At 67.5% G+C, this 25,349-nt stretch carries 23 protein-coding genes; 15 read left to right on the forward strand and 8 right to left on the reverse strand.

The window, feature by feature from the left end; translation table 11 throughout:
• Positions 1–537: 537 nt before the first annotated feature.
• The gene (locus AC07N1_RS16075) at positions 538–3,393 is read right to left on the reverse strand and encodes a TonB-dependent receptor domain-containing protein (RefSeq protein WP_494672713.1); all 2,856 of its coding nucleotides are present in this window, start codon (positions 3,391–3,393) and stop codon (positions 538–540) included.
• A 484-nt stretch (positions 3,394–3,877) separates the two neighbouring features.
• On the opposite strand from AC07N1_RS16075, the gene rplK reads away from it, so the two are divergent.
• The 7 genes from rplK to rplL all read left to right on the forward strand — a co-directional run bounded on the left by rplK (position 3,878) and on the right by rplL (position 8,361).
• The gene (gene rplK, locus AC07N1_RS16080) at positions 3,878–4,309 is read left to right on the forward strand and encodes a 50S ribosomal protein L11 (protein ID WP_494672714.1); all 432 of its coding nucleotides are present in this window, start codon (positions 3,878–3,880) and stop codon (positions 4,307–4,309) included.
• Positions 4,310–4,313: 4 nt separating this feature from the next.
• Positions 4,314–5,003, forward strand: coding sequence for a 50S ribosomal protein L1 (rplA, locus tag AC07N1_RS16085; RefSeq protein WP_198574548.1), 690 nt, complete (start codon positions 4,314–4,316; stop codon positions 5,001–5,003).
• 127 nt (positions 5,004–5,130) lie between these two features.
• Positions 5,131–5,370, forward strand: a complete 240-nt coding sequence (locus AC07N1_RS16090) for a type II toxin-antitoxin system VapB family antitoxin (RefSeq protein WP_494672715.1) — start codon at positions 5,131–5,133, stop codon at positions 5,368–5,370.
• A complete protein-coding gene (locus AC07N1_RS16095) occupies positions 5,370–5,765 on the forward strand; it encodes a type II toxin-antitoxin system VapC family toxin (protein WP_494672716.1) in 396 nt (131 codons plus the stop codon). Before AC07N1_RS16090 ends, AC07N1_RS16095 begins: the two co-directional genes overlap by 1 nt.
• On the forward strand, positions 5,762–7,000 hold the full coding sequence (locus AC07N1_RS16100) for a TIGR03862 family flavoprotein (RefSeq protein WP_494672717.1): 1,239 nt from the start codon (positions 5,762–5,764) through the stop codon (positions 6,998–7,000). The genes AC07N1_RS16095 and AC07N1_RS16100 overlap by 4 nt, the downstream gene beginning before the upstream one ends.
• Positions 7,001–7,416: 416 nt before the next feature.
• Complete coding sequence (gene rplJ / locus AC07N1_RS16105; RefSeq protein WP_110117853.1) at positions 7,417–7,935, forward strand: 50S ribosomal protein L10; 519 nt, start codon at positions 7,417–7,419, stop codon at positions 7,933–7,935.
• A 45-nt stretch (positions 7,936–7,980) separates the two neighbouring features.
• The gene (rplL, locus tag AC07N1_RS16110; protein ID WP_487292085.1) at positions 7,981–8,361 is read left to right on the forward strand and encodes a 50S ribosomal protein L7/L12; all 381 of its coding nucleotides are present in this window, start codon (positions 7,981–7,983) and stop codon (positions 8,359–8,361) included.
• A 273-nt stretch (positions 8,362–8,634) separates the two neighbouring features.
• Here rplL and AC07N1_RS16115 read toward each other — a convergent pair whose 3' ends face one another.
• From AC07N1_RS16115 to AC07N1_RS16125, 3 genes are all read right to left on the reverse strand, one after another.
• Positions 8,635–9,222: a TetR family transcriptional regulator C-terminal domain-containing protein gene (locus AC07N1_RS16115; protein WP_494672718.1), complete on the reverse strand. Its 588-nt coding sequence runs from the start codon at positions 9,220–9,222 to the stop codon at positions 8,635–8,637.
• A gap of 186 nt (positions 9,223–9,408) precedes the next feature.
• A complete protein-coding gene (locus AC07N1_RS16120; protein ID WP_494672719.1) occupies positions 9,409–10,548 on the reverse strand; it encodes an aromatic ring-hydroxylating oxygenase subunit alpha in 1,140 nt (379 codons plus the stop codon).
• A gap of 181 nt (positions 10,549–10,729) precedes the next feature.
• Positions 10,730–12,355 (reverse strand): phytoene desaturase family protein, encoded by a 1,626-nt coding sequence (locus AC07N1_RS16125; protein ID WP_494672720.1) that lies wholly within the window; start codon positions 12,353–12,355, stop codon positions 10,730–10,732.
• Between the two features lie 860 nt (positions 12,356–13,215).
• On the opposite strand from AC07N1_RS16125, the gene AC07N1_RS16130 reads away from it, so the two are divergent.
• From AC07N1_RS16130 to AC07N1_RS16160, 7 genes are all read left to right on the forward strand, one after another.
• On the forward strand, positions 13,216–13,824 hold the full coding sequence (locus tag AC07N1_RS16130) for a hypothetical protein (RefSeq protein ID WP_494672721.1): 609 nt from the start codon (positions 13,216–13,218) through the stop codon (positions 13,822–13,824).
• Positions 13,825–13,830: 6 nt separating this feature from the next.
• Positions 13,831–14,337 (forward strand): hypothetical protein, encoded by a 507-nt coding sequence (locus AC07N1_RS16135; protein ID WP_494672722.1) that lies wholly within the window; start codon positions 13,831–13,833, stop codon positions 14,335–14,337.
• Positions 14,338–14,341: 4 nt separating this feature from the next.
• A complete protein-coding gene (locus AC07N1_RS16140) occupies positions 14,342–16,405 on the forward strand; it encodes a peptidase domain-containing ABC transporter (protein WP_494672723.1) in 2,064 nt (687 codons plus the stop codon).
• A gap of 18 nt (positions 16,406–16,423) precedes the next feature.
• Positions 16,424–16,861 carry an EF-hand domain-containing protein gene (locus AC07N1_RS16145; protein ID WP_494672724.1) on the forward strand — a complete coding sequence of 146 codons (438 nt, stop codon included), beginning with the start codon at positions 16,424–16,426 and terminating at the stop codon, positions 16,859–16,861.
• On the forward strand, positions 16,861–17,643 hold the full coding sequence (locus tag AC07N1_RS16150; protein WP_494672725.1) for a Fic family protein: 783 nt from the start codon (positions 16,861–16,863) through the stop codon (positions 17,641–17,643). The genes AC07N1_RS16145 and AC07N1_RS16150 overlap by 1 nt, the downstream gene beginning before the upstream one ends.
• Positions 17,644–17,720: 77 nt before the next feature.
• Positions 17,721–19,907: a TonB-dependent receptor domain-containing protein gene (locus tag AC07N1_RS16155; protein ID WP_494672726.1), complete on the forward strand. Its 2,187-nt coding sequence runs from the start codon at positions 17,721–17,723 to the stop codon at positions 19,905–19,907.
• Positions 19,908–19,930: 23 nt separating this feature from the next.
• Complete coding sequence (locus tag AC07N1_RS16160) at positions 19,931–20,302, forward strand: EF-hand domain-containing protein (RefSeq protein WP_494672727.1); 372 nt, start codon at positions 19,931–19,933, stop codon at positions 20,300–20,302.
• A 36-nt stretch (positions 20,303–20,338) separates the two neighbouring features.
• Here the strand turns inward: AC07N1_RS16160 and AC07N1_RS16165 are convergent, their stop codons facing one another.
• The 4 genes from AC07N1_RS16165 to AC07N1_RS16180 form a co-directional block, all read right to left on the reverse strand.
• Positions 20,339–21,280: a prephenate/arogenate dehydrogenase family protein gene (locus AC07N1_RS16165; RefSeq protein ID WP_494672728.1), complete on the reverse strand. Its 942-nt coding sequence runs from the start codon at positions 21,278–21,280 to the stop codon at positions 20,339–20,341.
• Between the two features lie 142 nt (positions 21,281–21,422).
• Complete coding sequence (hisC, locus tag AC07N1_RS16170; RefSeq protein WP_494672729.1) at positions 21,423–22,538, reverse strand: histidinol-phosphate transaminase; 1,116 nt, start codon at positions 22,536–22,538, stop codon at positions 21,423–21,425.
• Positions 22,539–22,579: 41 nt separating this feature from the next.
• Positions 22,580–23,371 (reverse strand): chorismate mutase, encoded by a 792-nt coding sequence (locus tag AC07N1_RS16175; protein WP_494672730.1) that lies wholly within the window; start codon positions 23,369–23,371, stop codon positions 22,580–22,582.
• Between the two features lie 302 nt (positions 23,372–23,673).
• A complete protein-coding gene (locus AC07N1_RS16180) occupies positions 23,674–24,693 on the reverse strand; it encodes a DUF2125 domain-containing protein (RefSeq protein WP_494672731.1) in 1,020 nt (339 codons plus the stop codon).
• Positions 24,694–24,731: 38 nt separating this feature from the next.
• Here AC07N1_RS16180 and AC07N1_RS16185 point away from each other — a divergent pair, with 38 nt between their 5' ends.
• Positions 24,732–25,280, forward strand: coding sequence for a gamma-glutamylcyclotransferase (locus tag AC07N1_RS16185; protein ID WP_494672732.1), 549 nt, complete (start codon positions 24,732–24,734; stop codon positions 25,278–25,280).
• Positions 25,281–25,349: the final 69 nt, after the last annotated feature.

Raw genomic sequence — 25,349 nt, forward strand, 5'->3', positions numbered from 1 at the left:
GACGGCTCGTGACTATCCTCCTGGCTGTGAAACTAGGGGGAAGTGTATGTCGAGTAGCATTTGGTCGGAAGCGCGGTCCCCGCGCAGAGGCACGCAGGCGACAGAAACGGCGGTCGCTGCCGTTTCAGCGGATCGGTCGCGTTTCCAGCAGGATTACGATCGCCTTCTCTTTTCGACCCCGGTCCGGCGGCTACGCTAGCCGTGTTTTGCACGAGTTCCAGGATGTTGATCGGCTAAAAGCCCATATTTTCGACCCGGCGCTCAGACCGAAGATTGACACTGGCTTTGGCGAGCAATGGCGTTTGCCTGGAATGTAGCTCATACGAGGCAATCCTCCCGGCACGCTTGGCTCATGAATGTCGTATTCTTGGAGGCAAGCCAACGGCAGCTCCTGGCGCGACTTACCATTCTACTTGCAGAGCCTGTTGTCGGCTCACCACCCTTTGTGGAGCGTCACTACGGTCGCTTCCACCGCCAAACAAAAAGGGCGGACCCCCGAAGAGATCCGCCCCCAGTTCAGCCTAGGTCAGCCGAGGTTTAGAACTTCGCCTTGAAGCCCACGTAGAAGCGGCGGCCGAGCACGTCGTAGGTCGACGGGTCGGTGTTGGCCTGGACGTAGGAGGAGAAGTACGGCGGCTGCTTGTCAGTGAGGTTGGTGACCCCGCCGCGCAGCGAGTAGGTGTCGTTGATCGACCAGCTGCCGTTCAGGTCGAAATAGTCGACCGCGCCGATCTTCTCGTCCGGATAGTAGGCGTCGACCATGTCGCCGATGTGCCGCCAGCGCGCGCCGACGCTGAACGGACCGAAGGCGTAGTCCACCGAGGTGGCGTACTTCCATTCGGGGTGCGAGACGGCCGTGCCGCTGATCTGGGTGTTGCCGATCGTGCCCTTCAGCTCGACGAACTCCTCGCCCGGCAGGCTCTGGATCTTGAAGCTCTCCAGGTAGTTGCCGACGACGTTGACCTTGATCGAGCCGTACTTGTCGTCGAGGCCCACCGCGCCCAGGCCGAAGCCCCAGTCGAGCTGGAAGTCGACGCCCGAGGTCTTGTATTCGCCCAGGTTCAGGTTGGTCAGGGTGACGTTGGTGATCTCGCCCGTCGTGCTCGAGCGGGTGAACAGGTTGCAGTAGTAGGCGCTGCTGCTGCCGCCCGTGTAGCACTTCTCCAGCGCCGTCGAGACGTCGATGGTGCCGATCGCGTTCTTCACGTCGATCGAATAGTAGTCGACCGAAACCGAGACCTTCTCGAACAGCGAGTTGTCGAATCGCGGGGTCCAGACGAAGCCGAAGTTGTAGGTGTCGGCGGTTTCCTCGGTCAGGTCGGGATTGCCGCCGCTGGTGCCTTCGATCTGGGTGTTGCTGTAGGTGTAGCTGTCGATGATCGAGCTGGGCAGGCCTTGCGCCAGGCAGGCGCTGCGGACGGTGGCCGCGGTGGCGCTGTCGGTGCGGTAGGTGCTGCTGACCGAGCAGGGGTCTTCGCTCAGCGAATAGAAGCCCTGGTTCTGCGGCGAGTAGAGCTCGCCCAGGCTCGGGGCCCGGACGGCGCGCTGGTAGCCGCCGCGCAGGCGGAAGCCGTCGACCAGCTCCCAGTCGCCGTCGACCTTGTAGGCCGAGACGCCGCCGACCGTGGCGTAGTTCGAGTAGCGGTAGCCGAGGTCGAGGTTCAGGGCCTTGATCAGCGGCAGGTCCTTCAGCACCGGGACCAGCAGTTCGCCGTAGACTTCCGACACGTGGGTCGAGGCGTCGACCGAGCCGGCGGCGTTGAAGCCGACGACGTCGCCGCTCAGCAGCAGGGCGTCGGGATTGTACTTGTAGCTGTCGTACTTGTAGTCGGCCCCGAAGGCGCCGCGCAGCTCGCCGGCCGGCAGGTCGAAGAGGCCGCCGCTGAAGTTGGCTTCCAGGACCGCCTGGTCGGCGATCGTGGTGTTGCGGGTCGTGCGCGAGATGTAGGTCTTGCACGCGTCCGAGATGGTGTTGTTGCCGAACGGGTCGTAGCCGCCTTCGCACAGGCTGGCGCCGCCGTCGGCCGCGTCGAGCAGGGTCTCGACCGCCGTGCGGCTGACGTTGCCCGACTGCACTTCCTTCTGCTTGGAACGGCCGAACGACGCGTAGACGTCATAGGTCCAGTCCTTGAAGCCGGTGTCGCCGCGCACGCCGCCGGCCGCCTGCACCACGTCGAAGGTGGTGTTGGAGATCCGGGCGCCCACGTCGGTGAAGCGCTTGTTCAGGGTGAAGTCGGCGTCCGGATCGGCGCGGCTGGCCAGCAGGGTGGCCAGGTCGTCGCTGATGAAGGGGTTGGTCACCGGCACGCTGAAGCCGGTGCCAGGGGCCGGGGCCAGCACGGTGCGCGACTTGTAGTGGCTGTAGTTGAGCGACCCGTAGAGCTGGGCGTGGTCGGTGAGGTCGAAGGTTCCCGCCGTGTAGAACGAGTAGCGGGTCATCGGCAGCTGCAGCAGGTTCAGCGCGCCGGTGTTGTACGAGTTGCTGGACGTCAGCGTCGAATAGTCGATCGCCGTCGAGCCGGTGTAGTTGACGCCGTTGGTGAACAGCGTGCCGTCGTTGTTGAAGCCGTAGCGAGCGTTCGTGGCGCTCACCGTGCCGTCGGCGACGCCGTATTGCGAGAACACCGAATTGACCGCGGTCTGCGACGGGGCGTTGGTGGCGTCGACGACGTAGCTGCCGTAGGGCGTGGTGCTCGACAGGCCGCTGACCTTCGAGAAGTCGCGGGCGGCGTTGTAGACCGCGCCGCGCTTGCTGTAGCCGAACGAGGCGGTCACGTGGCCGCGGCCGTCGGCGAACTTCGTGCCGCCGGTGATCGCCAGCGAGCCTTCCTTGCCGTCGCCGCGCTGGGTCAGGCCGTACTGGCCGTCGACCATCAGGCCTTCGAACTTGTTGTTGAGCTTGAAGTTCACGACGCCGGCCATGGCGTCCGAGCCGTAGGTCGCCGAGGCGCCGCCCGAGATCACTTCGATGTTCTGGATCAGGGCCGAGGGGACGATGTTGACGTCGACCGTGCCGTCCGAGTTCGACGGCACGACGCGGTGGCCGTCGATCAGCACCATGGTGCGGGCGGTGCCCAGGCCCCGCAGGTCGATATTGGCCTGGCCGCCGTTCGACGGGTTGTTCGAGGTCGACGAGACCGACGGCACGAACTGCGGCATCTGATTGAGCAGGGTGTCGACGGTGACCGAGCCGGTCTTCTCGATCGCGGCCTGGTCCATCGTCATGATCGGGCTGTTGGATACGTAGTCACGGCGGGCGATGCGCGAGCCGGTGACGACCACTTCCTCGATGGCGGCCGGTTCGTCGTTCGTCTGGGCCTGCGCCAGCATGGGGGCGGCCGTCGCGGCGATGACGAGCGCGGACGCGCCCAGCAGGTAGGTATTTCTAGCCATTACATAGTCCCCAGTGTTCGCCGGGTATTCCCGACGACGTTCTGCGAAACGGGGTTCGCGAATGGCGACGACGAATGGCGTCGTTTCTTTTCTCAAATTCGGCGCGATTTCCGGGATTGAGGCACGTTTGTTGCGCCATATCGCTGTGATGGGAACGAGTGTTGTCGCGTTGCGCTGTTCTTGGTGGAATTTGATGGTTTGATGACGATGTAGTGTCGTTCTTGTTTAAGCGCGGGTAGCCCAGGTTGAATTGGGGCGTGGACGTGGCGGGAAGCGGCGTGGCATGGCGGCAACAGGGCGGGCGTGATCGTATACCGGGGCTTCGGCTGGACTCCGCTCCGCCCGCCTGCTACATGCGCCGCCTCGCTCCTGGACCCGGTCCCGGGGCGTGTTCGCCGTTCGGGCGAACTCAAATCCGTGGAAGGGCCGCCAAGCCCGCACCACGGCTCACCAGCGAGGGCTCCGGCCCTCACGAGAGGACACTATGGCTAAGAAGATCCTGGGCTACATCAAGCTCCAGGTGAAGGCTGGTTCGGCCACGCCTTCGCCCCCCATCGGCCCGGCTCTGGGTCAGCGCGGCGTCAACATCATGGGCTTCTGTAAGGAGTTCAACGCGCGCACCGAGAACGTCGAAAAGGGCACCCCCCTGCCGACCGTCATCACGGTCTACCAGGACAAGTCGTTCACCTTCGTCACCAAGACGCCTCCGGCGACCCACTACCTGAAGCAGATCACCGGCCTGAAGTCCGGCGCGAAGCTGACCGGTCGTGAGACCGTCGGCGAAGTCACGCGCGCCCAACTGCGCGAGATCGCCGAAAAGAAGATGAAGGATCTGAACGCCAACGACATCGAGGCCGCGGCCAAGATCATCGAAGGCTCCGCCAAGGCCATGGGCCTGAAGATCGTGGAGGCCTAATCCAATGGCTAACCAACCCAAGCGCATCAAGGCCTGGACCGGCGACCGTGACGCCACCCTGGCCGTCGCCGACGCCATCGCCCTGGTCAAGGCCAACGCCAAGGCCAAGTTCGACGAGACCATCGAAATCTCGGTGAACCTCGGCGTCGATCCGCGCCACGCCGACCAGCAGGTCCGTGGCGTCGTTCAGCTGCCGTCGGGCACCGGCCGTGACGTCCGCGTCGCCGTCTTCGCCAAGGACGCCAAGGCCGCCGAAGCCACCGCGGCCGGCGCCGAAGTGGTCGGCGCCGAAGACCTGGTCGAAAAGATCCAGAACGGCTTCATGGACTTCGACCGCGTCATCGCCACCCCGGACATGATGGCCCTGGTGGGTCGTCTCGGTAAGGTGCTGGGCCCGCGCGGCCTGATGCCGAACCCGAAGGTCGGCACCGTGACCCCGAACGTCGGCCAAGCCGTGAAGGACGCCAAGGGCGGCGCCGTCGAGTTCCGCGTCGAAAAGGCCGGTATCGTTCACGCCGGCATCGGCAAGGCCTCGTTCACCGACGAAGCCCTGCTGGTCAACGTCAAGGCTCTGATCGACGCCCTGAACAAGGCCAAGCCGTCGGGCGCCAAGGGCATCTTCGTCAAGAAGGTCGGCCTGTCCTCGACGATGGGTCCGGGCGTGAAGGTCGACATCGCCTCGATCACCGCCTAACGGCCGATCGAAGCTTTTGACTTCGGAGACGGGCGCTGGAGCGATCCAGCGCCCGTCTTGCGTTTGGGGGTCCGCATTTGGCGGCGCGGCTAGCCGATGTTATCTTTCGTCTAGACGGAGGTGATCCATGGCGTTCCATGTCCGAGATCCCGAAACCGACGCCCTGGTCCGCGAACTGGCCGAGAAGACGCGCCTGGGCATCACCGAGGCCGTAAAGCTGGCCGCTTCGGAAGCCTTGGCGGCGCGCGAGAAGGCGCAGGCGGAAAAGCTGGCCAAGGTCGAAGCCATCCTGGCGGAGTTCGACGCCGTGCCTCGGACGGGCCTCAAGGCGGACAAGGCGTTCTTCGACATGATCAACGGCGACTGATGTTCGTCGACGCCTCGGCCTGGACGGCCGTCTCGCTGAACGAGCCGGAACGAGATCGGCTGGTCGCGGCCTTGGTCGCCGCCGATGTCATCCTGACGTCTTCAATCGCCAACTGGGAGACGGTCCGCGCCCTTGTGCGGGAAACCGAGGATGGGGTGAGCGAGGCCAGTGCGCGCCTGTTCAGCTTCCAGACGAGCCTGAACGTGCAGATCGTCGAGATCGGCGCGGCTGAAGGCGTCCTCGCCCTCGAAGCCCACGCCCGCTTCGGCAAGGGCGTCCATCCCGCCAAGCTCAACATGGGCGACTGTTTCGCCTACGCCTGCGCCAAGGTTCATGGCGTTCCGCTGCTCTACAAGGGTGGCGACTTTTCCCTGACCGACATCGAGGCCGCGTGACGTCTGACACTTCAAAAGGCGACGCTTCCAGGATCATCGACGTCGCCGTGGTCGGCGGCGGACCCGCCGGACTGATCGCCGCCCAGCGCCTGGCCCAGGCCGGTCGCTGCGTCGTGGTGTTCGAGAAGATGCCGACCTTCGGGCGCAAGTTCCTGATGGCCGGCCGCGGCGGCCTGAACCTGACCCATTCCGAGGACTTCGAACACTTCGCCGCCCGCTACGGCGCGCGCGAAGCCGCGCTTCGACCGATGCTGGAGGCGTTCACGCCGGCCGATATCGTCGCCTGGGCCAAGGACCTCGGCCAGGAGACCTTTGTCGGCGCCAGCGGCCGCGTTTTCCCGAAGGCGATGAAGGCCTCGCCGCTGCTGCGCGCCTGGCTGGCGCGGCTGGAGAGCCTGGGCGTTTCCCTGCGCACTCGCAGCGCCTGGGCCGGCTGGGGCGAGGACGGCGCGCTGCTGGTCGACGGTCCCGACGGCCGCGAGGCCTGGCGGCCGCGCGCCACGATCCTGGCCCTCGGCGGCGCCAGCTGGCCCAGGCTCGGTTCCGACGCGGCGTGGACGGAGGCGCTGGAAGGGCAGGGGGCCAACGTCGCGCCCTTCGCCCCGGCCAATTGCGGCTTCGAGGTTTCCTGGAGCCATATCTTCCGAGACCGTTTCGCCGGCGAGCCGCTGAAGAACGTCCGCCTGAGCTGCGACGGTCGGCAGTCGCGAGGCGACGCCATGGTCGCCGGCTACGGGATCGAGGGCGGGGCGGTCTACGCCCTGGGCCCGGCTCCGCGCGAGGCGATCGCCCGCGACGGCGCGGCGCTGTTGACCATCGACCTGCGGCCCGACCTGCCGGTCGATACGCTCGAGCGGCGCCTGTCCGGCGCGCGGGGCGGGCAGTCCCTGGCCAATCACCTGCGCAAGGCCCTGAAGCTGTCGCCGGTCGAGGTCAATCTGCTGCGCGAGGCCCATGGCCTGGACCTGCCGTCCGAGCCGTCGCGCCTGGCGGCGGCGATCAAGGCCGCGTCGATCCGGCTGACCGCGGCCCGGCCGCTGGAGCGGGCGATCTCGGCGGCCGGCGGCGTCGCCTTCGAGAGCCTGGAAGGCCTGGCGCTGCGGTCTCGGCCCGACGTCTTCCTGGCCGGCGAGATGCTGGACTGGGAAGCCCCCACCGGCGGCTACCTGCTGCAGGCCTGCTTCGCCACCGGCGTCGCGGCCGCCCGGGCGGCGGAGGAGCGGCTGGCGGGATAGGGCTTCGTATTCCTTCACGGCCTCCCTCGCCCTTGTGGCGAGGGTCCATGCTGGCGGCGGCTCAGGCGGCTTTAGCCATATCCCGCTTCAACCTTCCCAGGGGCGGTTGCGCTCCTTCGGCAAATCCTCTATACGGCGCGCCTCTCCGCTGGACTCCGGTTCGGCGGCGAACCTGTTTGAGAACTGCGGGGCGCGGGGTCACCAGCGCCATAATCGAGGAAGAGCCCTTCCTCGCCGTCGGGAGACAGGGATAGAGACGCCAAGATCTCCTTCTCGTGACGTCAGTCCGAGTCAGGTGCGCGGCCGACTTTCCTTGGAACAGGCTGATGCAACTCGCGCGCGGGAGCAATTCCGCATGGGACGAGCATCTGGCTGCCGGAATGGTCCGGCCGCCTGCAACTGAGTAGGAGACCGCAATGGACCGCGCTCAAAAGCAGGAATCGATCGAGTCGCTGAAAAGCGTCTTCGCCGATGCCGGCGCTGTCGTCGTGACCCACTATACGGGTCTGACCGTTGCGGAAATGACCGACCTTCGTCTTCGCCTCCGCAAGGAAGGCGCCGCGATCAAGGTTGTGAAGAACACCCTGGCTCTGAAGGCTCTCGACGGCAAGCTCGGTGAAAAGGGCGACACGCTCTTCACCGGTCCGGTCGCCATCGCCTTCGGCCCGGACGCCGTCTCGGCCGCGAAGATCGCGGTGCAGTTCGCCAAAGAAAACGACAAGCTCAAGATTGTCGGTGGCGTTCTGGACCAGACCAACGTGCTCGACGAAGCCGGCGTGCGCGCTCTGGCGACCCTGCCGTCGCTGGACGAACTGCGTGGCAAGCTCATCGGCCTCATCCAGGCTCCGGCGACCAAGATCGCTGGCGTCCTGCAGGCCCCGGCTGCCCAGCTGGCTCGCGTCTTCAACGCCTACGCGACCAAAGACGCCGCGTAACGGTCATCCCCGCAATCTATCCCAATCTCTCTAAGGAACTGACACATGTCGAAGCTCGAAAAGCTGGTCGAAGAACTGTCCACCCTGTCGGTGCTGGAAGCCGCTGAACTCTCGAAGCTGCTGGAAGAAAAGTGGGGCGTCTCGGCCGCCGCTCCGGTCGCCGTCGCCGCCGCTGGTGGTCCGGCCGCTCCGGTTGAAGCCGCTGAAGAGCAAACCGAATTCACCGTCGTCCTGCTGGACGGTGGCGACAAGAAGATCAACGTCATCAAGGAAGTCCGCGGCGTCCGTCCGGACCTCGGCCTGAAGGAAGCCAAGGACCTGGTCGAAGGCGTTCCGCAGAACGTCGTCGAAAACGTTTCGAAGCAGCAGGCCGACGAAGTCGCCAAGAAGCTGACCGAAGCCGGCGCCAAGGTCCAAGTGAAGTAATCCGGTTCCGCGTCGCTTAAGGCGCGGATCTGGTCTTCATGACCTTACGAGACGGGCCCGGAGGGAAACCTCCGGGCCCGTTTTCGTTTCTGGACTTGGCTCCTCCCCCGAGTAGCGAAGCGAAACGGGGGAGGGGGACCACGAAGCGGTGGAGGGGGCGAGACTGGGCGCCGAGCTCTGTCACTCGCCCCCTCCGTCACGCTGCGTATCCGCAGCGCGCCACCTCCCCCGCACGCTTCGCTACGGGGGAGGAGCTGGGTCAACGCGCTTTCTTCAGCCTAGCCAAGCCCCCGCCGCCGTCTCCAGCGCCCGCACCGCCTCGTCCGCGCTGAAGGTGCTGGGGTCCAGGCAAAGCTCCAGCCATAGCCCGTCGACCATCGCCGTCAGGCCGATCGCCGCCAGCCTGCGCTCGCGCGCGCCGCAATCGGCCAGCAGGGTCTCCAGCCGCGCCCGATAGGCGGCGTAGGAGGCCGCGTGGATGGCGGCGATGCGGGGCTTGGTCTTGACCAGGCTCCAGAAGCCGATCCAGGCGGCCAGCAGGCTGGCGTCGAGCACCGGCGGGGCGAAGCTGGCGCCCAGATAGGCCGATAGCCGCGCGCGCGGATCGCGATCGGCCGCCGCCACGGCCGCCTCCAGCGCCGCGTCGATCCGCTGGTCCACCGCCTCGTAGGCGGCGGCGATCACCTCGTCCACGCCCTCGAAATAGTGCCGCAGCAGGCCGGGAGACACGCCGGCCTCGGCGCAGATGGTCCGAACCGAGGTTCCGGCCACCCCCTCGCGGGCCAGCACGGCCTCGGCGGCTGCGACCAGGGCCTGGCGGCGGACGTCGGCGGCTTCGCGGGTGAAGGGGGCGCGGGTCATTGTCTCAAGACCTAAAAACGCTCGTCATCCCGGAAGCCGCGCAGCGGCTATCCGGGACCCAGGGGACTGGGCGCCGAGGTTGGGTTGGCCGCCTTCCCGGTCGCCGACGCGATGCGGCGGCCCCTGGGTCCCGGCTCTTCGCTGCGCTGCGGCCGGGATGACGAACCTGGTTTGGGGAGGGGGTCTTCACCACCCCTCCGGCGGCCGCGGCAGGCGGCTCTGCGGGATCAGCGCCCGCAGCTTGCGGCCAAAGCTCCTCAGCGACACCTCGCTGGTCGCCAGCGGGCCGGCCGTGAAGGTCCGGGACGCCATGCCCTGCTGGACCCGCGCCACCAGCTCGGTGTCCTCGGCGTTGACCTGGCGGTTGATGCGCCAGTTCAGATAGCGCGCCGCCTTCATCTCGCGCCGGTCGTCGGGCAGGGCGTAGGCGATCTCGCGGATCATGGTGGTCGTGGCCGAGACGGGGATGAACTGCATGAAGTCCACCTGGTCGGGATAGATGTCGAACGCGAAGTTCGGCCAGAGCTTGAAATAGGTCCAGAGGCGCTTGCGATCGTCGGGCAGGTGCGGAACGTCGGGAAGCAGATCCTGGTAGAGGCGTTCGGACGGCGTGTTCGACGGCTCGTCGATCAACTGGCCCCACATCTTGTCGACCCAAGCCTCGGCCTCCACGCCGTAGCCCTTGCCGAACAGCCGGGTCAGGCCCGGATGGGCGATCGGGATGTGCAGGCCGTCGGAGTAGTTGTCGCTGATGTTCTTCCAGTTGACGTCGCGCGGCCGCAGGGTGACGCGGCCGAACGGCTGCAGCTCCTCGAACCGGTAGTGGGCGACCTCGGCTTCGTAGGGGGCCATCATGTCGGCGACGCTGGGGCCATCTCCTTCCAGCCGCACGAAGACGAAGCCGCGCCAGATCTCCAGGTCCAGCCTGGCCAGGCCCTGCCTGTCCATCTCCAGCGCCTGATAGTCGTCGCGCATCGGCACGCCGATCAGCCGGCCGTCCAGGTCGTAGGTCCAGGCGTGATAGGGGCAGACGATGCGGCCGCAGCGGCCGGTCGGCCCGTCCAGCAGCCGCGCGCCCCGGTGCCGGCAGACGTTGGCGAAGGCCTTGGCCCCGCCGTCCTTGCCGCGCACCACCACCAGGCTCTCGCCCACGAAGTCGAAGGTGTGGAAGTCGCCGGCCTTGGGGATGTCGTTGAGATGGCAGACGATCTGCCACGACGGCCGGAAGACCTTGTCCTGCTCCTCGCGGAAGAACCGCTCCGAGCCGTAGATCCAGCCGGGCAGGCCCCAGTCGGATTGGGGGTCGTGGTTGGGGAGGGCGGTCATTCGCCAATTCCCCCTTCGCAAAATAGATCGCCTTCCTCGCCCCTGTGGCGAGGACCCATGGCGCAGCCGCCTCTGCCTTGCCCTTGTTCGCGCTGTCTGAGCGGCTGAACGATGGGTCCTCGCCACAAGGGCGAGGAAGGCGGGATTTGGTTGGCCAGGAAGAGGGCCGAAGGCATCTCGCTCACCGCCCCACCACGGACAGCTTCACCGCCGTGGTGAAATCCCTGTCGCGCAGGATCTCGCGGGCGGCGTTGCGGCCCGGATTGCCCGACACCCCGCCGCCGGGATGCGTGCCCGCGCCGCACATGTAGAGGCCCTTGATCGGCGCCCGGTGGCTGGCGTGGCCCAGCAGCGGGCGGGCGGCCCACAGCTGATCCAGCGACATGTTGCCGTGCATGATGTCGCCGCCGACCAGGCCGAACTTCCGCTCCAGGTCCAGCGGCGACAGGATCATCCGGCCCAGCACCGAGGCCTTGAAATTGGGGGCCCAGCGATCGACCGTGTCGATGATCAGGTCGGCGGCCGCCTCGCGCTCGGCGTCCCAGGACCGCTCGTCGGGAAGCGTCGGCGCGAACTGCTGGCAGAACAGGCTGGCCACGTGCTGGCCGGGCGGGGCGAGGCTGGTGTCCAGCGTCGAGGGGATCAGCATCTCGACGATCGGCGCCTTGCTCATGCCGTCGGCCTTGGCGTCGCGATAGGCGGCGTCCATGTAGTCGAGGCTGGGGGCGATGACGACGCCGCTCTGGTGATGCTCGGCGACGGCCTTGCCGGGCAGGGACGTGAAATCCGGCAGCTCCGACAGCGCCACGTTCATCCGGAAGGTGCCCGAGCCGTTCTTGTAGCCGTCGATCGCCTTGCGGAAGTCGGCCGGCAGGGCCGAGGGGGCGACGAGCTTCTTGTAGAGCAGGGTCGGGTTGACGTTGGCGCTGACGATCGGGGCCATGATCTGGCGGCCGTCGACCAGCTGCACGCCCACGGCTTTTCCACCGTCGACGTGCACGCCCTCGACGGGGGCGTTCAGCAGGATCTCGACCCCGGCCTTCTCGCAGGCTTTCGCCATGCATTGGGTGATCGCGCCCATGCCGCCCACCGCATGGCCCCAGGCGCCCTTCTTGCCGTTCACCTCGCCGAAGGTGTGGTGCAGCAGCACATAGGCCGAGCCCGGCGTGTCGGGGCTGGCGTAGTTGCCGACCACGGCGTCGAAGCCGAAGGCGGCCTTGACCGGCTCGCTCTCGAACCAGCCGTTCAGGAAATCCCGGGCGCTCTTGGTGAACAGGTCGAGCAGGTCGCGTTTCCTCTCACGCGACAGCATCGCCAGCCGCCCGCCCTGGCGCAGGGCCCGCAGGATCCCGGGCAGGCCGTCGCCGAGATTGGGCGGGGTCTCCTGGGCCAGGTCGCGCAGCACGTCGCCGATCTCGTCGAGCATGGCGTAGTAGGCCGGCAGCACCTCGGCGTCGCGGCGGCTGAACTTGCGGAACTGCTCCTGTGTGCGTTCGAGACCCCCGCCGAGCTTCAGGTGCTTGTCGTCACTGATCGGCAGGAAGTTGGAGATCGGCCGCTCCAGGAAGGTCAGGCCCAGCCCGTGCAGGTCCATGTCGGCGATGACCCGCGGATTGAGCAGGCTGACCGTGTAGCTGGCCACCGAGTTGCGAAAACCCGGATGGAATTCCTCCGTCACCGCCGCCCCGCCGACCACGCCCCGCGCCTCGCAGACGGTGACCTTCATCCCGGCCCTGGCCAGGTAGAAGGCGCAGACGAGGCCGTTGTGGCCCCCGCCGATGATCACGGCGTCGCGGGTGTCGGTCATCGTCTCTCTCCCCAGGAGGCGTCTGGAGGAGAGGTTGCTATACGACCGTAAAATAGTCCAGCGGGCGCTTGGCCGCGCGCCGCTACCGAAATCCGCCGCCGTTCTCGATGCGAACAGCATGGCGTCGAGTCGAGGGGGCGAGCCGGGTGGCGATCGACCTCAGGCCCGTCGGGCCAGATCCGTCCACCTCATTGAGAGTCGTCCGGCCGCCGCGGCGCCCGCCGGAGGCTCGCGACGAGGCAGGGGTGCGAAAAAAATGCTCAACTCACCATTGCGTTCGGCGCAGCCGGCGGCGGTCCCGGAGTGCCCAGGCGTCAAGCGCGATCGTCATCGTTGGGTGGCGTAGCAATGCAATCTATCCGATTGTTTTGCTGGTGATTTTGTCAGGCAACTGCAGGTTCGACGGCTTTCGGGGCGATGCGCCCAGACGCCTGAAACGCTCTCTGGAGCCCTGCGCGGCCGTCGCTGGGGCGGTCAGATTTTCCGCAAAATACGCTTTCCTATGAGGTTGAGACATATAAACATACAACTAACACTTGTCATACGCAGGGTTGTTGCGCTACCGAAAGCAAGCTGGGGTTGTCCCAGTGTACTCAACTAGGGGGTTGTTCTAATGTCCTTGCTGAGCGATGCGCTGCTTTCGGAAGTCAGCGGCGGTTACGATACCAGCACTTGCTACTATGAAGACTGCTGGACCTACTGCGAAGAGTACTACATCGAGTTCGAAGATGGTAGCTCGTACTATGAATTCTGGTGCTACACCGAATGCTACTACTTCATCGGCCCCTGCTAACAGCTGGGTTTGCTTTGGTCTCTTGATCGAGGCTGATGCAAAGGTTCACGGCGCCCTTCGGGGCGCCGTGAACCGGCAGCCCGGCCCGGAAAGCCTGAGTTTCGATGTTGTACGAGTATTTCTTTCCGATGCGGTCGACGACCGGCTTGAACTGGCGGAACTCAGGCGCGCCCTGCTTCCGGCCAGCCTGGATGTCTTCGACCTGCACGAAGGACGCGACTGGATCGGCGCCGAGGATTTCCTTCGGTTGTCCGACTCGGCGGGGTTCCCGACGGATGGGCGCGGGCCGCGCGTGGTTGTCCCGGCCGATCGCCAGGACGTGCTGGACGCTGTCCTGGCGCGGCGCTGCCAGACCGGCGGCGTCTTCCTCGGGGGGCTTGGTCCGTGGCGGGCGTTCTTCGGGAGCGATCGCTGCATGCAACTGACCAAGCGCTGGGCGCTGATGGACGATCCGACCTTCCGCCTGGAGCCGATGGCGACCTTCGCCAACTTCGCCGCTGTCGGTCAGGTTGATCGCACGTGGGTTGAGTGGCAGCTATTGGATCGGGCGACCGCCGAGCGTCCGCCTTCCGTCGACGACGACGTCCTCGCGATCGATCTCGCGCGGGGGCTGCCGATCGAGAAGGAACGGGTCGCGGCCTATTTGAACGCTTTGAAGCGGATGCTGGGGGGCTGAGCTTTGGTGAAGTATCGGGAAGCGGCCCTGCTGGGGCGGCGCGGCAGATGGGACCGGACGGCGCGCTTGCCGTCGTTCGACTGGCGCGCGCCCCTCGCCGTGGGCGTCACCGCCGCCCTGGTCGGGTTTCTGCTCACCGGCATCGCGACCTCCAACCAGGTGGTGCTGCCGGTCGACGCCGCCGATCCGCGCGCTTTGACGATCGGCAAGCCCGAGAACACGATCGACATCTTCTTCTTCGGGCGCAACGAGCAGCCGTGCGGCGTGGCGCTGGCCTTCAAGGCCGATCCGGGGATCAAGCCGCTGATCAGTCAGGCGCAGGTGGTTCGGGTGGCGCCCGGGCCGTCGAGCCGCAAGTTCTTCATGGCGAGCGTGGAGCTGGACGGCGACATGGTGCGCCTGTCGCCGAAGGACGTCTGCCTGAAGGCGCCGTTCACGCCGGCGATCATCGAAACGGGCGCGCCCCCGACGAACATCCTGGCGCGACTGATTTCCGGAACGGAGGCGGGGTAGGGGCATGGGACGCGACGCGATCTACGTCAATCAGCTCAACGCCGGCGAATGCGGCGTGGCCTGCCTCAACGCGGTGCTGGCCGCGCGGGGCGTTTCGGGTTTCCTCAACCGGGCCCGCTATGAGCGGCTGATCTCGGCCGAGGGCAGCACCCTGCTCGACATCAAGCGGATGGCCGAGGCCGAGGGCATGACCTGCCAGGCCCACTTCGTCGAACTGGACGAACTGGCCAAGCTGCCGCTGCCGGCCGTGCTGCACTGGAACTTCAACCACTACGTCGTCCTGCTGGAGATCGGCGACCGCTACGTGATCTTCGATCCGGCGGTCGGGCGCATGCGGCTCGACGCCGAGCAGTTCTCGGCCTCCTTCACCGGCTACTGCCTGGTGTTCCCCGACAAGCCGGCCAAGGCGTCGTGGACGCCGACCCCCCCGCGGCTGGGTCTTCCCGATCTGGTGGTCCTGCCCACGTTCGCGCTGTCGGCCGCCGTTTCGCTGCTGACCGTGCTGCTGGCGGCCTTTCCGGGCCTGCTGTTCCGCTTCCTGAACGCCAGCGCGATCGAGATCATCGCCGTGCTGGTGGTCGCAGCCTTCGCCGGCGTGGCGTTCATCCGCTATCTCTGCGCGCAGATGATCGCCGGCATGCTGGCCCGCGCGGCCGACGCCGCGGGTCGTCGCGAACGGGCCCGGATCACCGAGCGCTTCGAGCAGATTCCGTTCCACGTCGCCGAGGGCGCCGAGGGCGACGAGGTCGCCGGCGTGCTGTCCAAGCGGCTGGCCAATGTCGACCGCGTGCTGCGGCTGCGGATGGATCAGCCCGTCTCGCTGTTCCTGATCGCCGTGGTGCTGGCGGCCCTGGTCTATTTCAGTCCCGTCCTGGCGGTGATCGCCGTCGGCGCCTCGATCGTCACCGCCGCCACACGCCTGTTCCTGCAGCGTCGCCAGGAGATGGACGCCAACTACGCCAAGTCGGTCACGGGCTGGGCCCAGGCCGTCCTGCAGGAGAACCTGCGCCATGCCGACACGCTGCGGTCTTCCGGCACGGGCGCGCAGCGCTTCAGCCTCTGGAGAGGGCGGGACGACCATTTCCGGGTGCTCCAGATGGACGGCGCCATCAAGCGCGAGGGCGTCGAGCAGCTGGCCGAGCTGATCCGGGCGGCGGCCTATCTGGGCTTTTCGTTCTTCAACGTCTTCGCCGTGGTGCGGGGCGTCTACGGCTGGCCGGTGATGATTTCGGTCGCGGCCCTGTTCCATGTCCTGTTCGACGCGGTGGTCAGGCTGACGGCGGCGCGGGCCGAACTGGCGCGGATCGAGCGCGACAACCTGGCGCTCGACACGCTGTTCCCCGCTTCGGTCGAGGCGGCCAGGAAGGCCTCCGGCCAGTTTGGCCAGCCCGAGGATTCCGAGGTCGCCCTGAGCCTGGAGGGGGTGTCGTTCCGGCGCAATCGCGGCGCGCGCCCGATCTTCGAGAACCTGGACCTGGCTGTGCGCAAGGGCGAGCGGATCGCCATCGTCGGACGCTCGGGCGCGGGCAAGAGCACCCTGGTGAAGATGCTCGCGGGGCTCTATCCGGCCGACCAGGGCCGGGTCGGGCGCGCCGCCGAGGTCGGCGAGAAGGAGGCCCTGTTCCTGTTCCAGGAAATGGCCGTCTTCAAGGGTTCGATCCTCGAGAACGTCACCAACTTCGCCGCCGAGGCCGACGAGGCCCGGGCCTGGGAGGCTCTGGACAAGATCGGCCTGCGCGCCGTGGTCCAGGGCCTGCCGCTCAAGCTGGAGACGGTGGTCTCGCCGCGCGGGCCGTTGTCTTCGGGCCAGCTGCAGCGGCTGCCCCTGGCCCGCGCGATCTATCTGCGTCCCAAGCTGCTGGTGATGGACGAAAGCACCTCGCACCTGGACGCCGACACCGAGGCCAAGACGATGCAGGCGCTCTGCGAGGTCATTCCGACCATCGTCTACGTCGGACACCGCCCCGGCATCCTGACCTTGATGGACAGGGTGCTGGTCTTGGAGGCCGGGGGGCTGAAACGGCTCGCCAAACCCATGCCCGTCGCCGCCGCGGCGGTCAAAGCGTAAACACCAGGAGATAAGGCAATGAAGAAGGCTGTGCGTAACCTGATCGCCGCTGGCGCCGTTCTGCTCTGCCTGGGCGGGGGAGGGGTGTGGGCCCTCACGACCATGGACAAGGGCGTGGCCATCAAGCCGTCGGCCAAGGACACCCGCAAGAACCTCACCAAGATGAACGAGACCCAGGTCCTGGAGTTCGCCAAGACCAGCTTCGTGATGACCGACCGCAACAAGGACGGCTTCATCGAGGTGAGCGAGGCGCCCAAGGCGCGCGTCACGAAGAAGAAGAACGGCGAGGTGGTCAACACCGACACCGGCCCGCAGGTCTGGATCGGCCGCTTCGACAAGGACAAGGACCAGAAGGTCAGCTGGGACGAGTACCTGGCGAAGGTGAAGTTCCTGTCCAAGAACGGCCGCAAGGAAGAAGACAAGGCCGAGTGCGAGGACTGCAAGCCGATCGTCTGATGCTGCTTTCCTCGCCCATCGGCGCCTTCGTGCGCGAACGGGACGGCTGGTGCCTCGATCCGCGGATCGCGACCCTGGACGTGGACCTGGACCTGGAGATCTATCTCGGCGACCTGCCGGGGCGGCTCCAGGCCCTTTCGCGCCTGCACGCGCCCGACGACCTCGAGGCGCGGCTGGCCAAGGCGTCCGTCGAGACCAGGCCGCCCCTTCGAACCGCGCCCATGCCGGACTCGCGGGCGAAGGCGCAAAGCCGGGCCGCGCCGCTTTCCAGGCGTCGGGTCGAGCAGGCGCGCCTGCGCGCCAACCTGCACCGGCTGGAGGCCCTCGCGCCGGAGCTGGGCGCGCTGCGCGCTCGCCGGGTCAGGGTGCTGGAAAGGGGACCGAAGGGCGGGATCGCCTGCGCTCCGGCCAGGGCGATCCCTGAGCGCCTAAAGGAGCTGAGCGCCTTCATCGCTCGTAATCGCGCGCGCTCGTGGCTGCTGACGGCGATCTATTCCTACGCGCTGTTCCTGCTGATCCATCCCTACGAGGATGAGAACGGCCGCACGGCGCGCCAGCTCTTCGCGGCCATGCTTCAGACCGATGACGACGATGGAGCGCCCCTGGCGATCTCGTCGGTGATCATTCTGTTCGAAGGTGAAATGTCTGAAAGAATGAGTAATCTTATATTTCGTGGCTCGTGGGCGGAGTTCGTGTCTCGCGTAAGTGAAATAGTGAGAACGTACATAGACTTATCTGATGAAGTAACGGTGGGTGGCTATGGCGATCGCATAGCCGGATAGAGCCGTTCGGGACGCTTTTGCTCTAATTGGAACACAATCTAAGATCACGGTAGTCGCGTAAAAGTTGGGGTCTTTACATGTCGCTGCATGGACGTTCGCGCGTGCTGTGCGTCTCGGCTTGCGGCCTGGTCGCGGCCAATATCGCTCTGGCCACGGCGGCCCACGCCCAGGCGCCGAGCCCGCCGGCCAAGCCGGCCAAGCCGGCGCAGGCGGACGCCCCCGCGGTCTCCGGCCTGGTGGTCGAGGCCGCCAAGCCGCCGGCCAATCGCGCCGACCGGCAGACCTATGACGTCAGAAACGACCAGGACGCGCAGAACGGCACGGCGGCGGATGCGCTGAACAAGATTCCCGGCGTATCGGTCAATTCCGAGGGCGGGATTTCCCTGCGCGGCGACAGCAACGTCAAGGTGCTGATCAACGGCCGCGAGACGGCGATGGTCAAGGGCGAGAACCGGGCCCTGACGCTGCAGAGCATGAGCGGCGCGGCCATCAGCTCGATCGAGGTCATGACCAATCCGTCGGCGCAGTTCGGCGCGGACGGGTCCGGCGGCATCATCAACATCGTCACCCGTCGCGACGCGCCGCTGGGCGGCGGCGGCTCGGTGCGCCTGAACCTCGGCGAGGAAGGCCGCTACAACACCGCCCTGGTCGGCTCCTACAACACCGGCGCGGTGACTTATAACCTGACGGCCAACGCCCAGCGCAGCGGCAACGACACCGACAGCAGCTCGGACCGCAACAACATCAACGCCTTGACGGGCGCCGTCACGCGCCTGGCCAGCCGCAACCGCAACAGCGCCGACATCGAGAGCTTCACCGTGACCGGCGGCGCCGACGTCCGCTATTCCGACACCGGCACGCTCGGCGGCGAATTCACCCTGGCCCGCCGCCAGGTCGATTTCGCGATCGACGGCGACACCAGCGTCTACGGCGCGGGCGACGTGCTCGCCAGCCGCTACGACCGGGTCTCGCGCAGCCACACCGCGCGGCGCGACCTCTCGGCCGCCCTCTACTGGGACCTGAAGGGCGACCTGACCGGCGAGGGCCTGAAGATCAACCTGACCTTCAGCCGCAGCCTGGACGACAACGAGCAGGCCTATGTCTCGACCTACAGCCTGCCCGTCGGTCGCCTCCCGTCGTCCAACCGCAACTACCGCGACAACGAAATCGAGATCCTGGGCTTCACCGGCGACTACACCCAGGTCGTCGGCCTGGGCGAACTGAAGACCGGCTGGTCGATCCAGCGGGAGGACGGCCAGCTGGAGACGCGGTTCTACGGGCTGGATCCGTCGAGCGGCGCGCCGACGCTGAACACCGCGCTCTCGAACCGCTTCGACTACACCCAGACCGTCGGCGCCGGCTACGTCACCTACGAGCGGCCGCTGGGCGACAAGTGGCTGATGATGGCCGGCCTGCGCGCGGAGGGAACCGACCTCGACCTGCGCCAGACCACCACCGGGGTCACGCGCTCCGACGACTACGCCAACCTCTTTCCCAGCCTGCACTTCACCTATGTGGTCTCGCCGGACGCCCGCTGGCGCTTCTCCTACGCCAAGCGCATCGAGCGCCCCAAGCCGCAGGACCTGAACCCGTTCATCGTCTATCGCGACGCCCAGAACTGGACCTCCGGCGCCAGCGATCTGGAGCCGCAGATCAGCCACGGCTTCGAGGCGGGCTACGAATACGGCAAGGGGCAGACCAACTACGCCCTGCGGGCCTTCTACCGCCGGACCAGCGACCTGATCGCCAACGTCAGCCAGATCATCGACGACACCATCGTGCTGACCACGAAGGACAATCAGGGCTCGATGACGTCGCTGGGCCTCGAGGCCTCGCTGGGGCTGCGGCCCATCCGGTCGGTGTCGCTGAACCTGTCGACGACGATCTACGAGGCGAAGATCCGCTCGTCGAACCTCTCCGGCGCGTTCGAGCGCTCGGCCCTGGTCGCCGAATACAAGATCAACGCCTCCTACCGCCTGGACCGCAAGAGCTCGCTGTCGCTGTTCATCTCCTCGCAGGGCAAGCGGCTGACGCGCGAGGAAGAGGTTCGGCCGATCATCATCAGCAGCCTGTCCTACCGGCGTGAACTCGCGCCGCGCTGGGCGCTGAGCGCGAGCCTGCAGAACCCGCTTCTGCAGCAGAAGTGGACCTCGCGCACCACCTCCGACGTGCTGCGCGACCGCACGGTCCGCAGCGACCCCGGCACCACCTTCTACATCGGTCTTACCCGCACCCTGGGCGGCCGCCCCGCCGGCCGCACCTGACGCCAACCCACAGGAGTTCGCCCATGTCCAAACCCGTCGCTTCGATCCTGGCCGCCGTCCTGACGCTCGCTCCGTTCACGGCGGCGCTGGCCCAGCCCGAGGGCGCCACGCCCGCAACGCCGCGCCGCATCGACCTGAAGTCGCTGTCCCCCGAGGCCCTGGACAAGTTCCTGAAGGAGAGCTTCCAGCGCAGCGACAAGAACGGAGACGGCTTCATCGACTACAGCGAGGCGCCGGAAAAGCGCGTCACCAAGACCAAGAACGGCCAGACCATGTCCGAGACCGGCGGCAAGGACCTCTGGATCGCCGACTACGACGAGAACAAGGACAAGAAGGTCTCGTGGGAGGAATACCGCAAGTTCACCGTCGCCATGGTGAAGCGCGCGCCCCGCTGAAGCTCGCCGGCCGGGGCTGACCGGAGTTCGGGGAAGCTAGTGCTTGCCGCGATCGCGCCCGAAGTTCGGCTCGGCGCTTTCCTGGCCCGCCGCCACGATGCCCCGACGGATCGCCCGGGTGCGGGTGAAGTGGGCGTGCAGGGTGTCGGCGTCGCCCCAGCGGATGGCGCGGCTCATGGCCTGCAGGTCTTCGGTGAAGCGGCCCAGCATCTCCAGCACCGCGTCCTTGTTGGCCACGAAGATGTCGCGCCACATGGTCGGGTCGCTGGCGGCGATGCGAGTGAAGTCGCGGAAGCCCGAAGCCGAGTACTTGATGACCTCGTTCTCGGTAACGTTCTCCAGGTCGGCCGCGCTGCCGACGATGGTGTAGGCGATCAGGTGGGGCAGGTGGGAGACGACGGCCAGCACCAGGTCGTGGTGCTTCTCCTCCATCAGCTCGACCTGGGCGCCGAACGAGCGCCAGAAGGCCGACAGCTTGGCGACGGCGGCGGCGTAGGCCTCGTCGTCGCGATCGGCCAGCGGCGTCAGGATGGTCCAGCGGCCTTCGAACAGCTCGGCGAAGCCGGCGTCGGGGCCCGACTGCTCGGTGCCGGCGATCGGGTGGCCGGGGATCGGGAACACCTTGGCCAGCTCGGGCGCACGGAAGGCTTCGGCGATGGTGGCCTTGGTCGAGCCGACGTCGGTCAGGGTGGCGCCGGCTTTGAGATGCGGGGCGACGGCGGCGGCCACCTCGCCGATCGACAGCACCGGCGTGGCGATGACCACCAGGTCGGCGTCCTTCACGGCCTCGGCTAGGTCGCCGGTGACGTGGTCGGCCAGGCCGATCTCGATGGCGCGGGCGCGGTGGGCCTCGCTGGCGTCGACGATGGTGACCTCGCCGACCACGCCGTGGGCGCGCGCGGCCAGGATCACCGAGCCGCCGATCAGGCCGGCGCCGACGACGGTCATCTTGGGATAGAGCAGGCCGGTGGGTGACATGGTTCTGATCTTCGTATCGAAAGCGCGGGCGTCTCAATAGCCCTCATCCTGAGCGTGTCGAAGGACGAGGGCGGCTCCGCTGAGCGTCCACCTCGCCCTTCGACAAGCTCAGGGTGAGGTGGATTGTGGATGGGGAAGGGCGCTACCGCCCCACGAACTGGGCCAGAAGATCCACGACCGCGCGATTGTGTTCCTCGCGGCCGATGGTGATGCGCAGTGAATTGGGCAGGCCGTAGTTGGCGACGGCGCGGACCAGATAGCCCTTGCTCGCCAGGAAGGCCTCGGCGTCGAGGGCGGTCTTGCCCGGCGTCGTGGGGAAGTCGACCAGCACGAAATTGGCGGCCGACGGCGTGACGGCCAGGCCAAGGCCGCCCAGCTGCTGGGCCAGCCAGGGACGCCACTGCTCGACCAGGGCCACCGAAGCGGCCTCGAAGTCACGGTCGGCCAGGGCGGCGATGGCTGCCTCTTGCGCCGGGATCGAGGTGTTGAACGGCGGGCGGATGCGCTCGATCGGATCGATGATGTCGGCGTCCGCATAGCCCCAGCCGACCCTCAGGGCGGCCAGGCCGTGGATCTTGGAGAAGGTGCGGGTGACGACGACGTTCCGGGCCTCGCGGGCCAGGGCCAGGCCGTCCTCGAAGCGCGGATCGGTGCAGAACTCGGCATAGGCGCCGTCCAGCACCAGGATCACCGACGGCGGCAGGGCCGCGTGCAGGTCGCGGATCTCCTCGCCGGTCAGCCACGTGCCGGTGGGGTTAGCCGGATTGGCCACGAAGACGATGCGGGTGCGCGCGTCGACCTGCTTCAGCGTCTCGTCGATGTCGATGCGACGGTTGGGCTCGGCGGCGAAGCGCACCTGCGCCTGGCAGGCGCGCGCGCCGATCGCGTAGGCGGCGAAGCCGTGCTCGCCCTGGACGATGTTGTCGCCGGGCTCGAGATAGGCCTGGCACAGCAGGGCGAAGATCTCGTCGCTGCCGTCGCCGAAGGTCAGGCGCTCGGGCTCCAGATCGTAGCGCTGAGCGACAGCCGCGCGCAGACCGCTGGCCTTGCCGTCCGGATAGACGTGCAGGCGGTCGGCGGCGTCGCGATAGGCGGCCTTGGCCTGATCGCTGCAGCCCAGCACGTTCTCGTTGCTCGACAGCTTCACCGGATGGGCGATCCCCTCGATCTTCGACTTGCCGCCCACATAGGCGGCGATGTCGAGGATCCCCGGCTTGGGCAGCGGATGGGGCGAGGCGGAGCGGTCGGAAGCGGTCATCACGGGGTCTCGGCGGGGAGCCTTGGAAAGGCCGGGCCTTCTTACACGTCGAAGGGAACGGGGGCAGCCCCGACCACGCCCGACAACTGGCCCGGTGCGCGGGCCAGGCGCTCGTCGTCGCGTTGGTAGAAGCCCGACAGCGAGAAGAGCTTCAGCCCGCCGGCCTCGGCCACCGGCTCGGCGGCGACGCCGTCGGCGCCCAGGGCCTCGACGATCGCGGCCGCGCTCTTGGGGCTATCCGTCACCCAGAAGGTCTGGTCGCCGCCGGTCGGCTCGACCTCGACTTCGGCCACCGCGAAGGCGGCCTGCGGACCCCAGCGGGTCAGGCAGGGCAGGGCGGCGAAGATGTTCAGCTTCGGCTCGGCCAGCAGGCGGCCCCACCAGGCGCTGCCCGGTTGCAGGCTTAGCACCGCGACGCCCCACGGCGTCTTGGCGGCGGCCAGGGCGTCCTTCTCGGCGGCGACCACGGCCATCGGCGGGGCGGCGCCGAAGCGCAGGCGGGCCAGCTCGACCGTGCGGCCGTCGCCCCAGACGGTCAGGTGGAACGGGCCCTGGCGCGACAGGCTGTCGGCCATCAGTTCGCGCCAGATGCGGATCAGCAGGGCGTCGGAGGCGTCGTTGCGTTCGGCGGCCAGCAGCTTGCGGACGATCAGGGCCTCGCGGCCGGGGCGCAGGCCAAAGCCGGTGTCGCCGGCGGCGCGCTTGGCCGTGGCGACGGCGCGCGACAGGCCGGCCCGCTCGTCGATCAGCTTCAGCAATTCACCGTCGATGGCGTCGATCCGCCATCGGACCTCGTCCAGCGAGGGCGGCGTCTCGTCCGCGTCGCGACCCATGATCCATCCCCGAAAATAGGAGGCCGGAACATAGACTTTGCCGCGAAGGGCGCAATAGCCGCATCGCGGGGGAAGGAAATTGCGCCGTTCGACGAGGGCTGGTGGTCGCGGGACAGGCGCGCCGGCGCCGAAACCTTCCGCGCCTCACTCCTACTCCCGTCATTCCCGCCCTTGTGGCGGGAACCCCTGGTTCCGCTGACGCGTGAGATGCAAGCGGATCGCCGGCGATCCGCCCCTCTCGCCCTTGCGGCTGACAGAGGGTTTCCCGCCACAAGGGCGGGAATGACGGGAGGAAAGGGAAATCAGCGCGGCACATAAACCTGCGGCGAGGGCCCCGTGTCGAACGGCCCCAGGCGCGTGCGGCCGTTCTGGAAGTCCAGGGTGGCGCTCAGCGTCGGGTCCTGGCCGGCGGCCGCGGCGATCGCGGCGGCGGCCGAGCGGGCGTCGGTGATCGCCTCCGCCGGGCTGGGCTTTTCGCGCACGGTGACGTCGAGGGCGCCGCGCAGGCGGCCGTCCGGATCGACGGTCAGGGCGCCGGACTTGGCCTCGATCAGGGCGTCGCCGGCGGTCAGCTTGCCGCTCTCGACGCTGATGGCGCCGCCGGCGGCCGTCCAGTCGCGCACCGCGTCGGTCCAGTTTTCACCGCGCAGGGTCGAGGCCTTCGACAGGCGCGAGTCCCAATAGAGCGACGCCGTGCGGTCCTGGGCGATGCGGCCGAGCAGGCCGGTGAAGGCCACCTTGGCGCCGTCGGCCTTGAACAGGATCGCGGCCTGGTCGTCCGGCCCGGCCCGCAGGTGCAGTTGCAGGGCGTCAGTCGAGCTGATCGGGAAGGGCTCGACGTCGGCGGCGGTGGTGAACACCAGCTTGGCGCCCTCGACCGAGATGCGCGGCGGATACTGGTCGAAGCCGGCCAGGCTGGCGCGCAGGGCGTCGCCGGTGACGACCACATCGCCCTTTTCGGGACGGGTCAGCACCACGCCGGCGGGGGCGACGATCATCCAGTGGCCGACGCCGTAGATCATCGCCTCGCCCTTCAGCTGCGGCGCGCGGACGGCCCAGCCCGAGGGTTCGGCGACGCGGGCGTTCTCCAGCCGCACGTCGAGGCGGAACGGAAAGCCGGTGACCTCGCGCCTGGTCCACGACAGGTCGTAGCCCTCGGCCTTCAGGTGGGCGGCGGTGGCGTCCATCCGCGTCACCATCTCGTTGCGCAGCCAGAACCAGCCGACGCTCCAGACGATGCAGACCAGGGCCGCGAGGACGAAAGGCAAGGCGAGGCCGCGACGGCGGGGCTTGCGGGACGGCGTCGGGTCGCTATGGGTCATGGGCGAAGGGGCTGTTCCGGTCGGTGAGGGTGTCAGGCGTGTCGAGCGAGCAGCCGCGGGGCGGCGATCGTTGGGTGTTCGGTTACGGATCGCTGATGTGGCGGCCCGGGTTCCCGTTCATAGACCGAAGAACGGCGGTCCTCCATGGGCGCAGGCGCGCCTTCTGCATCTATTCGGTGCATCACCGGGGGACCTATGAGCGGCCCGGCCTGGTGCTGGGCCTGGCCCCCGGCGGGGCGGTGCGCGGTGTGGCCTATCGCGTGGCGGAAAGGGCTTGGCCCGAGGTCTACGCTTACTTGCGCGAACGCGAGCAGCCGACCGAGACCTATTTCGAGGCCTGGTCGAAGCTGAAGATCGACGGAAACGGCGAGGTTCCGGCCCTGGTGTTCCTGTCGGACCGCAAGCACGGCCAGTGGGCGGGGGCGCTGACCCTGGAGCAGCAGGCCGAGCTGATCGCGGGTGCGCGAGGATTGTCGGGGCCGAACATCGACTATCTGCGGGATCTGGTGATGCACCTGCGCGAGGATGGGGTGCGGGATCACGCGATGGAGGCGTTGCTGAAGATGGTGGAGGCTAGGGAGGGCTGAGCCGCCCTGGCGGGCGGCCCCCTCCGGCCCTCCGGGCCACCTCCCCCAGAGGGGGAGGATCTTGGCGCG

Source organism: Caulobacter sp. GW821-FHT09B11 (assembly GCF_059418205.1).

What these genes read in the sequence shown, in the direction of transcription:
- AC07N1_RS16090 (WP_494672715.1), top strand. Translation starts at nt 5,131, where the DNA reads ATGGCGTTCCATGTCCGAGATCCCGAAACCGACGCCCTGGTCCGCGAA.
- AC07N1_RS16175 (WP_494672730.1), bottom strand. Translation starts at nt 23,371, where the DNA reads ATGGGTCGCGACGCGGACGAGACGCCGCCCTCGCTGGACGAGGTCCGA.
- AC07N1_RS16075 (WP_494672713.1), bottom strand. Translation starts at nt 3,393, where the DNA reads ATGGCTAGAAATACCTACCTGCTGGGCGCGTCCGCGCTCGTCATCGCC.
- AC07N1_RS16125 (WP_494672720.1), bottom strand. Translation starts at nt 12,355, where the DNA reads ATGACCGACACCCGCGACGCCGTGATCATCGGCGGGGGCCACAACGGC.
- AC07N1_RS16145 (WP_494672724.1), top strand. Translation starts at nt 16,424, where the DNA reads ATGAAGAAGGCTGTGCGTAACCTGATCGCCGCTGGCGCCGTTCTGCTC.
- rplJ (WP_110117853.1), top strand. Translation starts at nt 7,417, where the DNA reads ATGGACCGCGCTCAAAAGCAGGAATCGATCGAGTCGCTGAAAAGCGTC.
- AC07N1_RS16140 (WP_494672723.1), top strand. Translation starts at nt 14,342, where the DNA reads ATGGGACGCGACGCGATCTACGTCAATCAGCTCAACGCCGGCGAATGC.
- AC07N1_RS16155 (WP_494672726.1), top strand. Translation starts at nt 17,721, where the DNA reads ATGTCGCTGCATGGACGTTCGCGCGTGCTGTGCGTCTCGGCTTGCGGC.
- rplK (WP_494672714.1), top strand. Translation starts at nt 3,878, where the DNA reads ATGGCTAAGAAGATCCTGGGCTACATCAAGCTCCAGGTGAAGGCTGGT.
- rplA (WP_198574548.1), top strand. Translation starts at nt 4,314, where the DNA reads ATGGCTAACCAACCCAAGCGCATCAAGGCCTGGACCGGCGACCGTGAC.
- AC07N1_RS16120 (WP_494672719.1), bottom strand. Translation starts at nt 10,548, where the DNA reads ATGACCGCCCTCCCCAACCACGACCCCCAATCCGACTGGGGCCTGCCC.
- hisC (WP_494672729.1), bottom strand. Translation starts at nt 22,538, where the DNA reads ATGACCGCTTCCGACCGCTCCGCCTCGCCCCATCCGCTGCCCAAGCCG.
- AC07N1_RS16165 (WP_494672728.1), bottom strand. Translation starts at nt 21,280, where the DNA reads ATGTCACCCACCGGCCTGCTCTATCCCAAGATGACCGTCGTCGGCGCC.
- rplL (WP_487292085.1), top strand. Translation starts at nt 7,981, where the DNA reads ATGTCGAAGCTCGAAAAGCTGGTCGAAGAACTGTCCACCCTGTCGGTG.
- AC07N1_RS16160 (WP_494672727.1), top strand. Translation starts at nt 19,931, where the DNA reads ATGTCCAAACCCGTCGCTTCGATCCTGGCCGCCGTCCTGACGCTCGCT.
- AC07N1_RS16095 (WP_494672716.1), top strand. Translation starts at nt 5,370, where the DNA reads ATGTTCGTCGACGCCTCGGCCTGGACGGCCGTCTCGCTGAACGAGCCG.
- AC07N1_RS16150 (WP_494672725.1), top strand. Translation starts at nt 16,861, where the DNA reads ATGCTGCTTTCCTCGCCCATCGGCGCCTTCGTGCGCGAACGGGACGGC.
- AC07N1_RS16115 (WP_494672718.1), bottom strand. Translation starts at nt 9,222, where the DNA reads ATGACCCGCGCCCCCTTCACCCGCGAAGCCGCCGACGTCCGCCGCCAG.
- AC07N1_RS16180 (WP_494672731.1), bottom strand. Translation starts at nt 24,693, where the DNA reads ATGACCCATAGCGACCCGACGCCGTCCCGCAAGCCCCGCCGTCGCGGC.